The organism is Glycomyces halotolerans (genome assembly GCF_054779575.1).
This window is the reverse complement of the sequence record NZ_BAAGXZ010000014.1, coordinates 108,929-122,189: the sequence shown is the minus strand read 5'-3', so window position 1 is coordinate 122,189 and position 13,261 is coordinate 108,929. Positions and strand designations below refer to the sequence as shown.

Annotated in this window: 13 protein-coding genes; 12 read left to right on the top strand and 1 reads right to left on the bottom strand. The window is 71.2% G+C overall.

The window, feature by feature from the left end:
- Window positions 1-1,027, bottom strand: a 1,027-nt coding sequence (locus ACYVL2_RS13280) for a DUF222 domain-containing protein (protein ID WP_460544032.1), incomplete at its 3' end; no start/stop codon positions are given.
- A gap of 347 nt (window positions 1,028-1,374) precedes the next feature.
- Here ACYVL2_RS13280 and ACYVL2_RS13275 point away from each other — a divergent pair.
- From ACYVL2_RS13275 to ACYVL2_RS13220, 12 genes are all read left to right on the top strand, one after another.
- Window positions 1,375-2,154, top strand: coding sequence for an SDR family oxidoreductase (locus ACYVL2_RS13275; protein ID WP_460544030.1), 780 nt, complete (start codon window positions 1,375-1,377; stop codon window positions 2,152-2,154).
- 12 nt (window positions 2,155-2,166) lie between these two features.
- Window positions 2,167-2,751: a TetR/AcrR family transcriptional regulator gene (locus ACYVL2_RS13270; RefSeq protein ID WP_460544028.1), complete on the top strand. Its 585-nt coding sequence runs from the start codon at window positions 2,167-2,169 to the stop codon at window positions 2,749-2,751.
- Window positions 2,744-3,727: an NADPH:quinone oxidoreductase family protein gene (locus ACYVL2_RS13265; protein WP_460544026.1), complete on the top strand. Its 984-nt coding sequence runs from the start codon at window positions 2,744-2,746 to the stop codon at window positions 3,725-3,727. The genes ACYVL2_RS13270 and ACYVL2_RS13265 overlap by 8 nt, the downstream gene beginning before the upstream one ends.
- 13 nt (window positions 3,728-3,740) lie before the next feature.
- Window positions 3,741-4,475 (top strand): SDR family NAD(P)-dependent oxidoreductase, encoded by a 735-nt coding sequence (locus ACYVL2_RS13260; protein ID WP_460544024.1) that lies wholly within the window; start codon window positions 3,741-3,743, stop codon window positions 4,473-4,475.
- A 124-nt stretch (window positions 4,476-4,599) separates the two neighbouring features.
- On the top strand, window positions 4,600-5,349 hold the full coding sequence (locus ACYVL2_RS13255; protein ID WP_460544023.1) for an ABC transporter ATP-binding protein: 750 nt from the start codon (window positions 4,600-4,602) through the stop codon (window positions 5,347-5,349).
- On the top strand, window positions 5,346-6,062 hold the full coding sequence (locus tag ACYVL2_RS13250) for an ABC transporter ATP-binding protein (RefSeq protein WP_460544021.1): 717 nt from the start codon (window positions 5,346-5,348) through the stop codon (window positions 6,060-6,062). Before ACYVL2_RS13255 ends, ACYVL2_RS13250 begins: the two co-directional genes overlap by 4 nt.
- 11 nt (window positions 6,063-6,073) lie before the next feature.
- Window positions 6,074-6,952 (top strand): branched-chain amino acid ABC transporter permease, encoded by an 879-nt coding sequence (locus ACYVL2_RS13245; protein WP_460544019.1) that lies wholly within the window; start codon window positions 6,074-6,076, stop codon window positions 6,950-6,952.
- Window positions 6,949-8,001 carry a branched-chain amino acid ABC transporter permease gene (locus ACYVL2_RS13240; protein ID WP_460544017.1) on the top strand — a complete coding sequence of 351 codons (1,053 nt, stop codon included), beginning with the start codon at window positions 6,949-6,951 and terminating at the stop codon, window positions 7,999-8,001. The genes ACYVL2_RS13245 and ACYVL2_RS13240 overlap by 4 nt, the downstream gene beginning before the upstream one ends.
- A gap of 26 nt (window positions 8,002-8,027) precedes the next feature.
- Complete coding sequence (locus tag ACYVL2_RS13235; protein WP_460544015.1) at window positions 8,028-9,278, top strand: ABC transporter substrate-binding protein; 1,251 nt, start codon at window positions 8,028-8,030, stop codon at window positions 9,276-9,278.
- Window positions 9,279-9,321: 43 nt separating this feature from the next.
- Window positions 9,322-10,392, top strand: a complete 1,071-nt coding sequence (locus ACYVL2_RS13230; RefSeq protein ID WP_460544013.1) for a phosphotransferase family protein — start codon at window positions 9,322-9,324, stop codon at window positions 10,390-10,392.
- Window positions 10,392-11,609: an acyl-CoA dehydrogenase family protein gene (locus ACYVL2_RS13225; RefSeq protein ID WP_460544011.1), complete on the top strand. Its 1,218-nt coding sequence runs from the start codon at window positions 10,392-10,394 to the stop codon at window positions 11,607-11,609. Before ACYVL2_RS13230 ends, ACYVL2_RS13225 begins: the two co-directional genes overlap by 1 nt.
- A gap of 27 nt (window positions 11,610-11,636) precedes the next feature.
- Complete coding sequence (locus tag ACYVL2_RS13220) at window positions 11,637-13,238, top strand: acyl-CoA synthetase family protein (RefSeq protein WP_460544009.1); 1,602 nt, start codon at window positions 11,637-11,639, stop codon at window positions 13,236-13,238.
- Window positions 13,239-13,261: the final 23 nt, after the last annotated feature.

The following is a 13,261-nucleotide window of genomic DNA, read 5'->3' as shown; positions in this document are numbered from 1 at the left end:
AGGGCTGCTCGAGCTCGAGTTTGCGGCGCAGCGCGACGGTGGGCAGGCGCTCGGCCCGACCCAGCTCGACCGCTTCGCCGGTGGTGTAGTCGAACACACTGGGGACGATGATCCCGGCATCGCAAGCCAACAGCCGCGCCTTCGCGAGGCTGATCGGTGTGCCTTCGAGCATCGGCACCCGGCCGGTGTCCTCGCCGCGCAGGGTGTCGATGTCGACCGTCAGGTGGAGTTGGGTGGTGTGCCCGTGCCGGGTGTGCGCTTTCGGGTCGGCCCCGTACACGGCCAGGACCTGATGCAACGCCTCAGCGCGGCGGTTCGCCGCTGGGGGCAGCAGCCCGGTGGTCTGGTCGGTCTCGTCTTGGCGGGGTGGTGGTACGGCGGTGTTGAGGGCTTTGGCGAGCATCTGGCCGGTCTCTGAAGTGAGGGTGGCGCGCAGGTCCCACATGCCGTTGCCGATCGGTGCCAGGTCCAGGCGCTGCAGCGACTGCTCAGCCAACCCGTCCAAGACCTCCTCACCCGAATCCAGGGCCGCCTGGATCTCATCCAGGAGGGCGTGGACGGCTTGGACGCTGGTGTGCGCGCAGTACTGGGCGATCAACACCTCAGGAGAAGCGCACCGGATCTCGGGGTTGAAGGGGGAGGGGACCGGCTCGCGGTACGGGGCGGTGGCGTAGTCGCGCATCGCCTTGGTCTGTTCGAGTCTGCGGGCCGCGGCGGCGACCGCATCGATCCGGGCGCGCCCGGAGACCGCCGTCTCGGTCAAGACCGTGAACTTGCGGGCGGTGCGGGCGATGGCGGCGATGTCGGCGGCGGTTCTGTTGGTGAAGTCGAACTTCGCGACCAGCCAGGCCCGGACCGCGGAGTAGCCGTCGACCTCGCGGTGGATCCGCCAGGCTTGGGCCTCGATCACCTCGGCCAGCACACGAGCGTGCACCGAATTGATCAGGGCGGCGGCCCTGTCGAGGCTGGCGTGGATGGCCTCGGACTTGACCGATCGCTTTTCGCTGCTGGGCCGGTTGCCTGCCATGTGCCACACCCCTCTCTCGCGGTGTCCGGTGTTCGAACGTGCTGCCGGTTTCCGGTGGCTTGTTCGCCTGATACTTCAATGATCCCAGGTCAGGGGCGGTTTGTCGTCACTCTTAGGGTGCGAATACTTTCACGTTCCGACCCCGAACCGCCTGCAGCCCAAACAGAAAGCCGAGCGACACTCCAAACAGGCCCCGCCCGCCGCTGGTCCCGGCCACGAAGACACGACCCTGCCCATCCCTCTACCTCTTTGTCGCCGCCAAACCACCCGCACCACCCACACACCCGCAACCCGAGACCGTCCAATCGAAACCAGCCGAGCCGAGTCGTTGCTCTGGAACGCAGCACATGGTACCTTCAAACCGACCAGTCGGTACGGAGGTGCGCGTGCACAGGTTCGAAGGCGGAGTAGCCATCATCACCGGAGCGAGCCGAGGCATTGGCCTCGCCATCGCCCGACGTCTGGTGTCGGAGGGCGCGTCGGTGGTCATCACCGGCCGCGACCGCGACACCCTCAACGAAGCGGTAGCGTCGCTCGGGCACGAGCACGCTTCGGGCATCGCCGGGAAGGCCGACGACGCCGACCACCGCGCCGAGGCCGTCGCGCACGCGCTCGAACGGTTCGGCCGCATCGACCACATGGTCAACAACGCCGGCATCAACCCTGCCTGGGGCCCGCTCACCGAGCTCGACGCCGACGTCGCCCGCAAGATCTTCGAAGTCAACGTGCTCGCGGCCCTGGAATGGACCCGCGAAGCCGCGGCCGCCGGGAACCTCCGGTCGGTGCTCAACATGGCCTCGATCTCGGGGACCTCCTCCAGCGACAACATCGGCTTCTACGGCGTCTCCAAAGCCGCCCTCATCAACCTCACCGTCCAGCTCGCCGAAGAGCTCGCCCCGGCGATCCGCGTCAACGCGCTCGCCCCGGCGGTGGTGAAGACCAAGCTCTCCAGGGCACTCTACGAAGGCCGCGAAGAGCAGGTCGCCCGCGCTTACCCGCTCGCGCGCCTCGGCGTGCCCGACGACGTTGCCGGCCCCGCGGCGTTCCTGCTGTCCGAGGACGCCGCCTGGATCACCGGCCAGACCGTGCTCGTCGACGGCGGCGCCAGCATCAGGCCGGTTGGGTGAATGATGGGGGCCATGAGGACTTCATCCGTCGCCGACCAGGTGCTCAAGGCGGCCCTGGACCTGTTCGCCACCCAGGGGTACGCCACCACGAGCGTCCAGCAGATCGTGGAGGCCGCGGGCGTCACCAAAGGCGCCCTCTACCACTACTTCACCTCCAAGGACGACCTGCTCTTCGCCATCTACGAGCGAATGCTCTCGCTGCAGAAGTCGCGCCTCGACGAGATCACCGCCAAAGGCGGACCGGCCGAAGAGGTGCTGCGGGCCGTGTGCGAGGACGTGGTGGTCACCTCCATCGACTTCCTGCCCGAGGGCACCGTCTTCTTCCGCAGCCAGCACATGCTGACCCCCGAGCGCCAGCTCGAGGTCAAGCGCCGCCGCCGCGAGTACCACGACGAGTTCGCCGAGCTCATCACCCGAGGCCAGGCCGAAGGCGCCTTCCGCGACGACGTCCCCGTCTCGGTGCTCATCGCGCACTTCTTCTCCGACGTGCACTACCTCTCGCACTGGTACTCGCCCGAAGGACCCGAGAACAAGAACGAGGTCGCCAGGCAGATCACCGAGCTGTTCCTGCGCGCGATCAGGAGGACCGATGACTGAGACCATGCGAGCCTGGCACGTGACCGCCCACGGCGAACCCGAGCAGGTCATGGCCCTGGACGAGACCGCCGTGCCCGAGCCGGAGCCCGGCGAGGTCCTGGTGCGCGTCCGCACCGTGGCCGCGAACTTCCCCGACGTGCTGCTGGCCCGCGGCCAGTACCAGGTCCGCCCCGAACTGCCGTTCATCCCCGGCATCGAGCTGTGCGGCGACATCGCCGCGCTCGGCGAGGGCGTCACCGGCCTCGAAGTCGGCCAGCGCGTCGTCGGCTCCAAGATCGGCGTCATGGCCGAGTACGCCTCGATCCCGGCCCAGGCCGTCCGCCCCGCGCCCGCGTCGCTCGACGACGCGGCCGCCGCATCGCTCACCATCGCCTACCAGACGGCCTGGTTCGGGCTGCACCGCCGCGCCGCCATCCGCCCCGGCGAGACCCTCCTGGTCCACGCCGCCGCCGGAGGCGTCGGCACGGCGGCCTGCCAGCTGGGCGCCGCCGCCGGTGCCACGGTCGTCGGCGTGGTCGGCGGCCCCGCCAAGGCCGAGGTCGCCGAAGCCGCCGGTGCCCATGAGGTCCACATGCGCGATGACGACTGGGTGACCGCGATCAAGCAGACCCGCCGCAGCGTGGATGTCGTGTTCGATCCGGTCGGCGGCGCCGCGTTCGAAGGTTCGACGCGGTGCGTCGCCTTCGAGGGCCGCATCGTGGTGGTCGGCTTCGCCGGCGGTGAGCAGCAGGCGGTGCACCCGGGCCACGCCTTGGTGAAGAATTACAGCGTGTTGGGCCTGCATTGGGCCCTGTACCAGCAGCGCCGCCCGGACTTGGTCGAGCGGGCCCACGAGGAGCTCACGCGTCTGGCCGACGACGGCTCGGTCCGCCCGGTGGTGGCCGAGACCGTGCCGTTCGACCAGGCCGCGGCCGCGGTTCAGCGGCTCGCCGGCGGCAAGACGACCGGCCGGCTCGTGGTCCGGGTCGCCGAGTGAGGGGGCTGGAGCGGTGACGGATCTGAACGGACGGGTCGCGATCGTGACCGGCGGTTCGCGCGGCATCGGCGAGGCGTATGTGCGGGAGCTGCACGGGGCGGGCGCGCGCGTGGTGGTCGCCGACGTTCTCGCCGATGAGGGCAAGGCGTTGGCCGCCGAGTTGGGCGAGGGTGTCCGGTTCACCGAGCTGGATGTGACCGACGAGGCGGCGTGGGCGAGCGCGGTCGAGGAGACCCTCGAGGCGTTCGGCGCGGTCGACGTGCTGGTCAACAACGCCGGGATCGCCAATGCCGCCCCGATCGAGCATTTCTCGTTGGAGAAGTGGGACGCCGTCATCGGTGTCAATCTGACCGGCACGTTCCTCGGCTGTCGGGCCGTGGTGCCGGCGATGAAGGCCGCCGGGCGCGGTTCGATCGTCAACGTCTCCTCGGTGGAGGGGCTGCGCGGCAGTGTCCACCTGCACGGCTACACGGCCTCGAAGTTCGCGGTGCGGGGGCTGTCGAAGTCCCTGGCCGTGGAGTTGGGGCCGTCGGGGATTCGCGTGAATTCGATCCATCCGGGTTTCATCCACACGGACATGACGACCCGGATCGATCCGGATTCGCTGATCATCCCGCTGTCGCGGCCGGGTTTCCCGGGTGATCTGACCGGTGCGGTCCTGTTTCTGGCGAGCGACGCCTCGGCGTACGTGACCGGCACTGAGATCGTGATCGACGGCGGCATGACCACGGGCATTCCGCACCGCTGAGGCGGGCTCGGCCGGGCGTGTCCGTATCGCAATCGAATCCCTCCGCCCACGACATACCGTCCGGTCGGTATTTCATGTAAAGTGACTGACATTACTCCCACACACAGAGGTGCCGAGCACGACGATGACGACCACGACCCCTCCACCCGGTGCGGTGCCCCGACTCGAGGTCAACGGCCTCGAAGTCGCCTTCGGCGGCCTCACCGCCCTCGATGACGTGTCGTTCACGGTGGGCGACGGCGAGACCGTCGCACTCATCGGACCCAACGGCGCGGGCAAGACCACCCTGTTCAACGCCGTCTGCTCCCTGGTCCGCCCCAGGAACGGGAGCGTGCGGATCGCCGGGCGGCCCGCGCCGTCCTCGGCCACCGGACTGCTGGCCGCGGGCGTCTCCCGCACCCTCCAGGGCCTCGGCCTGTTCGACCGGATGACGGTCCTCGAGAACGTCCTGGCGCCGCTCTCCAGCCTCCGCGGCCCCGCGTCCGGCAAAGCGGCCAGGGCCCGCGCCGTCCTCGCCGAACTCGACCTCGCGCCGCTGGCCGACCACCCCGCCGGCACCCTGCCCTACCCCGAACGCAAACGCGTCGCTCTGGCCCGGGCCCTGGCCACCGAACCGGGGCTGCTCCTGCTCGACGAGCCCGCCGGCGGACTCGGCGAGGCCGACATCGAAGCACTCGCCGCCACCGTCCGGCGCGTGGCCGCCGGCGGATGCGCGGTCCTGCTCGTGGAGCACCACGTCGACTTCGTCATGGACGTGGCCGACCGCGTGGTCGTCCTCGACTTCGGCAAGGTCATCGCCGCCGGCACCCCCGACCAGGTCCGCGCCGACCCCGCCGTCGAAGAGGCCTACCTCGGACTGGAGGCGGCCTCATGAGCTCCCTGACCTGCCAGCACCTCACCGTCGGCTACGGCGACGGCGCACCGGTCATCGAGGACCTCAGCCTCGAGGTGCCCGACGGCGCCGTCGTCGCGCTCCTGGGCGCCAACGGCGCCGGCAAGACCACGCTCCTGCGCACCCTCACCGGGCAGGTGACCGAGCGCGGCGGCCGCGTCCTGCTCGACGGCGCCGACCTCACCGGCACCGCCACCGAGGACCGCGTGCGACGCGGCCTCGCGCTCGTGCCCGAGGGCCGCAGCGTCGTCGTCGAACTCACCGTCGAGGAGAACCTCCGGCTCGGCGCGCTCTGGCGCCACCGCGGACCGGCCCGCACCCGCGCCGTCGAAGCGATGTACGACCTGTTCGAACCGCTCGCCCGCCGCCGCGACGCCGCCGGACACACCCTCTCCGGCGGCGAACGCCAGATGCTCGCCCTGGCCCGCGCCCTGGTCGCGCAGCCACGAGTCCTGCTGCTCGACGAACCGTCGCTCGGTCTCGCACCACTGGTGGTGTCCCAGCTGCTCGGCGTGCTCCGCGACACCGCCGAACGCACCGGCCTGACCGTGCTCCTGGCCGAGCAGAACGTCACCGGCGCCCTGTCGGTCGCCGACCGCGGCGTCGTGCTCGCCCTCGGCGAGGTCGTGGCCGACCGGCCCGCCTCGCAGATCGCCGCGGACCCCGCCCTCCGACACGCCTACCTCGGATTCTGAAAGGAGGCATCGTGGACCGTCTCGTCTTCCTCCTCTCGACCGGACTGGCGCGCGGCGCCGTCCTGGCGCTCTTCGCCCTGTCACTGGTCATCGTCTGGCGCGCGGCCCGGGTGGTGAACTTCGCCCAGGCCGCCATGGCCGTCGTCGCCGTGTACGTCGCCTTCGCCCTCACCGCCGCCTCCGGGTCCTACTGGCTCGGCCTCGCCGGCGGCCTCGCCACCGGCGCCGTCCTCGGCGCGGCCGTCGAACGCGGACTGATGCGGCGCGTGCCCCAGCAGACGCCGCTGCCGGGCATGATCGTCGCCATCGGACTGGTGATGGTGCTCCAGGCGGGACTGGCGATCGCCTTCGGCCCCCAGCACCGGCCCATGCAGCCGCCGTTCTCCGAGCGCCCGTTCGTGCTCGGCGGCGTCCCCGTGCTCTCCCGCTACGACCTGTTCGTCCTCATCGTCGCCGCGGTCGTCATGGGCGCGCTCGCGCTGCTGTTCGCCAAGACCTCCCTGGGCCTCCAACTGCGCGCCGCGGCCTTCGCCCCCGAGACCTCCCGCCTCCTCGGCGTCCGCGTCCCCCGCATGGTCACCGCCGGATGGATGCTCTCGGTCGCCACCGCCGCCCTCGCCGCGCTGCTGCTGGTCCCCACCGAACTGGGCCTCAACCCGCACGCGGTCGACCTCTTGTTCGTCAACGCCTTCGCCGTGGCCGTCGTCGGCGGACTCGACTCCCCGGTCGGCGCCCTCGTCGCCGGCATCGCCATCGGCGTCCTGGTCAGCCTCGTCACCGGATACGTCTCGGCCGCCGCCGCGCCACTGGCCGTACTCGCGCTGCTGACAGTGGTGCTCCTGCTGCGACCCGGCGGCCTGTTCGCCGCGAAGGGGGCCCGAACCGCATGAGGATCCCCTTGCGAGCCGCGCTGCTCACCCTCCTCGCCATCGCCGCGACCTTCGGACTCGACCCCTTCCGCAACTACCAGCTCGCCACCGCCGCCGGCGTCTTCGCCGCCGTCGCCGGACTGACCGTCCTGGTCGGACTCACCGGCCAGCTCTCGCTCGGCCACGCCGTCCTCATGGCCGCCGGCGGCTACGGCTACGCCTTCACCGCGACCGCCACCGAGGAAGCCATGCCCGGGGCCACCGCCGTCATCGTCGTCGCCGGCCTCGCCGGCGCCGTGGCCGCCTCCGGCCTGGTCGGGCTCCTGCTCGGCATGGCCGCGGCCCGACTCCACGGCCCCTACCTCGCCGGCCTCACCCTCGCCCTGGTCATCGCCCTGCCCTCGGCCGCCAGCGTCCTCCCGCTCGGCGGCGACCAAGGCACCCGAGCGCCGTTCCTGCCGGTGCCCGAAGCGCTCTCGGCCCTCATCGCGACCGAGCAGTGGCACGCCTGGCTCGCCATCGTCATCGCCGCGGTCGCGGTGACACCGCTGGCCGTGCTCCGCTCCGGACGGGCCGGACTGCGCATGCGCGCCGTCCTCGGCGACGAGACCGCCTCCAAACTCGCCGGCATCGACCCCGGCATGGTCAAGACCGGCGCGTTCGTCGTCAGCGCCGTCACCGCCGGACTCGGCGGCGCGGTCCTGGCGATCGTCACCCAGCAGGTCACCCCCGGCGGCTACGGGCTGGCCTTCTCCCTGCTGCTCGTCGTCGCCGCCGTCGTCGGCGGACTCGGCAGCATCGGCGGGGCCGCGATCGGCTCGGTCCTGGTCGTCGTCGCGCCCTGGCTCATCGACACCCTCACCGACGCCGTGCCCTCCGACCTCGGGCAGCGGCTCAACGGCAACCTCGCCGTGCTCCTGTTCGGCCTCGTCGTCATCGCCGTGACCATCGCCTGGCCCGGCGGCCTGGCCCAACTCACCGGCCGACTCCGGCGGCGCCGCCCGGCCAAGACCCGGCAGGCCACCCGGCCTCCCACCGACCCGCAGCTTTCCACGAACACAGAGAGGTGATCGGAATGCGAACCCCTACAACCCCCATGAGGAAGACCGCGGTCGCGGCACTCACGACCGCGACCGCCCTCGGCCTCGCCGCCTGCAGCACTCCAGGCGACCAGGACGCCCCCGGCGTCACCGACGACACGGTGACCATCGGCACCCACCAGCCGCTCACCGGTCCGGCCGCCGCCGGCTACTCCACCATCTCCGCCGCCACCAGCGCCTACTTCGAATACGTCAACGACAACGGCGGCATCCACGGCCGCAGCGTCGAGTACATCGTCAAAGACGACGCCTACGACCCCTCCAAGACCCAGACGGTGGTGCGCGAACTGGTCACCGAAGACGAGGTCTTCGCCATCGTCAACGGCCTGGGCACCCCGACCCACTCGGCGGTGCTCGACTACATCGACCAGCAGGACGTCCCGGACCTGTTCGTCTCCTCCGGCTCGCTGACGTGGAACCAGCCGGGCGCCTACCCGAACACGTTCGCCTTCAACGCCGACTACGTCACCGAAGGCGCGGCCCTGGCCCAGTACGCCGTCGACCAGAACCCCGACGCCAGGGTCTGCGTGCTCGGGCAGGACGACGACTACGGCGAAGGCATCCTCGAAGGCGTCGAGACCGTCATCGGCGGCAACGAGATCGTCGAGATCCAGACCTACTCGACCTCCAACGAGGACGTCACCGCCCAGATCGGCGCCATGATGGCCGCCGAGTGCGAGGTCAACATCCTCGCCACCATCAACGGCTTCACCGCGCTGGCGGTCGGCACGGCCGCGCAGATGGAGTGGTTCCCGCAGTGGTACGTCTCCTCCTCCGGCGGCGACTACCCCACCCTGGTCGGCTACCTCGGCGAGGAGACCGCGCCGCTGGTCCTCCAAGGCATGGTCAGCGTCAACTACCTGCCGTTCAGCCCCGACAGCGAGTGGACCGAGCTGTTCCGGCAGATCAACGAGGACTACAACGACGGCGCGCCGTTCACCGGCAACACCGTGTTCGGCATGAGCGTCGGCTACCTGTTCGCCGAGGCCCTCGCCGCCGCCGGCGAGGACCCCACCCGCGAGTCGCTGCTCGAAGCCGTGGAATCGGGCGACCTGGTCGGCAACGGCATCGTGCCGCTGTCGTTCAGCGAAGACGACCACGCCGCCTACCGCAGCGTCGGCATCACGATGGTGAACGAGGGCGTCCAGGACTACATCGGCACCACCTACAGCGTGGGCACCGGCCAGGTGACGGCCATCGAGCCCGACCCGGTGCCGCTGGACGACGACGGCATCCCCGGCAACTGACGCAGTACGACCGCGCTCGTCGAGCGCAATGGAAAGGCAGTACATGACCGAGGCGAACGAGGCGACCGAGGTGCCCGGGCTCGACGTGGCCGGCCTGAGCCGGTGGCTGCGCCGCGAGCACCCCGGCCTCGCCGGCGACGGACCGCTGAAGGCGGCCCTGATCGACGGCGGGCGCAGCAACCTCACCTACCGGGTCGACGGCGCGCGGACGCCGCTGGTGCTGCGGCGACCGCCGTTGGGCCACGTGCTCACCTCGGCGCACGACATGCGCCGCGAGCACCGGGTCATCTCGGCGCTGCGCGGCACGGTCCCCGTGCCGCCGACGGTCGACGTCGTCGACGACACCGCCGACGGCGAGGTGACCGGCACGGTCTTCTTCGTCATGGAGCACGTCGACGGGCAGGTGCTGTCCGAACCGGAGCTGAACGCCGCGTGGACCCCCTCGGGCCTGCACCGGCTCGGCATCGAACTGGCCGAGGTCCTGGCCGACCTGCACGAAGTGGACCCGGACGGGGTGGGACTGGCCGACTTCGGACGGCCCCGCGGCTACCTCGCACGGCAGATGCGGACCTGGAGGCGCCAGTTGGACGCCTCCAGGTCCCGGCCGCTGCCGGCGCTCGACGAACTGCAGGAGCGGCTCGGCCGCGCCGTGCCCGGCGGCGAGGACCGCTCCGGGGTCGTCCACGGCGACTACCGGCTCGACAACCTCATCGTCGCCGGCGAAGCGGACGCGCCGCGCGTCGCCGCGGTCCTCGACTGGGAGATGGCCACGCTCGGCGACCCGCTGGTGGACCTGGGCATGCTCGGCATGTACTGGCACATCAGAGAACTGCCCGGCGGAGAGGACGCCGCCGGCGCGATCGTCCCCGGCGCCGGCTACCCCGAATTCGGCGAAGTGGTCGACGCCTACGCCGCCCGCGCCGGGATCGCCGTCCCGGACCTGTCCTGGTACCGGGCGTTCGCCTGCTACAAGCTCGCCGTGATCCTCGAGGGCATCCACTACCGGTACACCGGCGGGCAGACCGTCGGCGAAGGCTTCGACACGATCGGCGACCTCGTCTCGCCGCTGGCCGAAGAAGGGCTGACACGGGTGTCGGCCGGGAAGGGAACCTGATGGACTTCGCGCCGGACGCGCTGACCGAAGAGAAGACCGAGCAGGTCCGGGCATTCGTGGACGAGCACGTGCTCCCCTGCGAACCCGTGCTCGACGCCGAGGTGGAGGCCACCCCGGACGACTGGACGCTGCGGCCCGTGACCCGGAGCCTGCAGGAGAAGGCCCGGGGGCTGGGACTGTGGAACCTGTTCCTACCCCCGGGCCCGCACGGACACGGCGGCGGCCTCACGAACCTGCAGTACGCCCCGGTCGCCGAGGCCTCGGGGCGCAGCCACCGGCTCGCGCCGGCCGCGATGAACTGCGCGGCCCCCGACACCGGCAACATGGAGCTGCTGGCCCACTTCGGGACTCCCGACCAGCGCGAGACGTGGCTCGAGCCGCTGCTGGAGGCCAGGATCAGGTCGGCGTTCTGCATGACCGAACCGGGCGTCGCCTCCTCGGACGCCTCCCAGATCGGCACCAGCATCGAACGCCGGGACGGCGAGCTGGTCATCAACGGCCGCAAATGGTTCGCCACCGGCGCGATGAATCCCGACTGCCGGCTGTTCATCGTCATGGGCAAGACCGACCCCGACGCGCCCCGCCACCGGCAGCAGTCGATGGTGCTGGTCCCGCGCGAGACGCCCGGAGTGACCGTGTTGCGGCCCTTGACGGTCCTGGGCTACGACGACCGCGACCACGGCGGCCACGCCGAGATCGTGTTCGACGACGTCCGCGTCAGCGAATCGAACCTGCTCGGCGGCGAAGGCGAGGGCTTCGCGATCGCGCAGGCCCGTCTCGGCCCCGGCCGCATCCACCACTGCATGCGGGCCCTCGGCATGGCCGAACGGGCACTCGACCTGGTGCGCGAGCGCGCCGCCGAGCGCGTGGCCTTCGGCGGCCCGCTCGCCGAGAAGGGCACCGTCCGCTCCTGGGTCGCCGAGTCCCGCATCGAACTGGAGGCCCTCAGGCTGCTGGTGCTCAAGACCGCCTGGCTGATGGACACCGTCGGCAACCGGGAGGCGATGACCGAGATCCAGGCGATCAAGATCGCCGTGCCCCGGGCCGTCCAGCGGATCCTCGACCAGGCGATCCAGCTGTTCGGCGCCGCCGGACTGTCATACGATCAGCCGCTGGCCGGGATGTTCGCCGCCGCCAGGGCGATGCGTCTGGCCGACGGCCCCGACGAAGTCCACTTGGCCGCGCTCGGCAGAGCCGAGCTGCGGCGCCGAACCTGACCGCCACCCTCTGGAAGGAGACCTGCAATGACGCATCTTCCTGACCCCGCCGTCGACGGGCCCGGCCACGGCACGCTCTCGATCGCGAGCATCCTCGCCGAGTCCGCGCGCCGCTTCCCCGAGCGGCCCGCGCTGCACTTCATGGGGCACACCATCGACTACGGGACCCTGTGGGACCAGACCCGCGCCTACGCGGGCGCGCTCGCCGCGCGCGGCATCGGTCCCGGCTCGCGGGTGGCGATGATCGTGCCGAACGTGCCGGACTTCCCGCGCGTGTACTACGCGGCCCTGTCGCTGGGCGCGGTCGTGATCCCGGTGCACCTGCTGTTCAAGGCCGACGAGATCGAGTTCGTCCTGCGCGACGCCGGCGCCGACCTGGTGGTGGCGGCCGCGCCGATGCTCGCCGAGGCAGCCCCGGCCGCCGCGCGCGCCGCGGTGCCGCTGGTGACCGTCCTGGCGCCGGAGGGCTTGGAGGTCGGCGGGGCGCCGGTGGCGAGGCTGGAGGCCGAGGCGGCCGAGGCGACGCCGATCGTCCGGCACGTCTCGGTGAACCCGCTCGCGGCCGCGACGATCCTCTACACCTCCGGCACCACCGGCACGCCCAAGGGCGCGGTCGGCTCGCACCTGGCGATGATCGAGCAGGTGCACTGCTCGCTGATCGACTCGTTCGACATGCGCTCGGACGACGTGATCTACGGCGGGCTGCCGTTCTTCCACTCCTTCGGCCAGATGGCGGTGATGAACATCGGCTTCCGGTCGGCCGCCTCGATCATCCTGCTGCCGAAGTTCGAGCCCGACGAGGCGCTCGAGCTGCTGGTGCGGCACGGGGCGACGGTGTTCACGGCCGTGCCGACGAACTTCGCCGGTATGGTCGAGGCGGCGCGGCGCTCACCGGACCGGCCGCCGCTGCGGTACGCCGTCTCGGGCGGTGCCGCGCTGCCGGTGGCGCTGCTCGAGGCGTTCGAGGCGGCCTTCGGCGCGCAGGTCCACGAGGGATACGGGCTGACCGAGACCTCGCCGTCGTGCACGTTCAACGTCGTGTCCGAGCCGATCCGCCCCGGGACGGTCGGCCGTCCCATGTGGGGCGTGGACGTGGCGATCGCCGACCCGGACGTCGAGGACCGGATCGAGCTGCTGCCCGAGCCCGGGCCGGGGGAGACCAGCGGCCTGGGCGAGATCGTGGTGCGCGGCCACAACCTCATGAAGGGCTACCTCGGGCGGCCGGAGGCCGACGCGGCGGCGGTCGTGGACGGCTGGTTCCGCACCGGCGACCTCGGCACGATCGACGGCGACGAGATCGTCACGATCGTGGACCGCAAGAAGGACATGATCATCCGCAACGGCTACAACGTGTACCCCACGGAGGTCGAGGCGGTGCTGAGCCGGCACCCGGCGGTGTCGATCGCGGCGGTCTTCGGTGTGCCGCACGAGGTCCACGGGCAGGAGATCCACGCCGCGGTGGTGCCGGCCGGCGGGCAGCGGGTGGACGCGGCCGAGCTGGTGGCGTACATGAAGGAGAAGGTCGCCGCCTACAAGTACCCGCGCGTGGTGCACGTGCTGGACGACCTGCCGCTCGGTCCGAGCGGGAAGGTCCTCAAGCGGGAGCTGGTCGACCGGTTCGGCTCTTGAGCGATCGCCCGGCGACGCCGAGC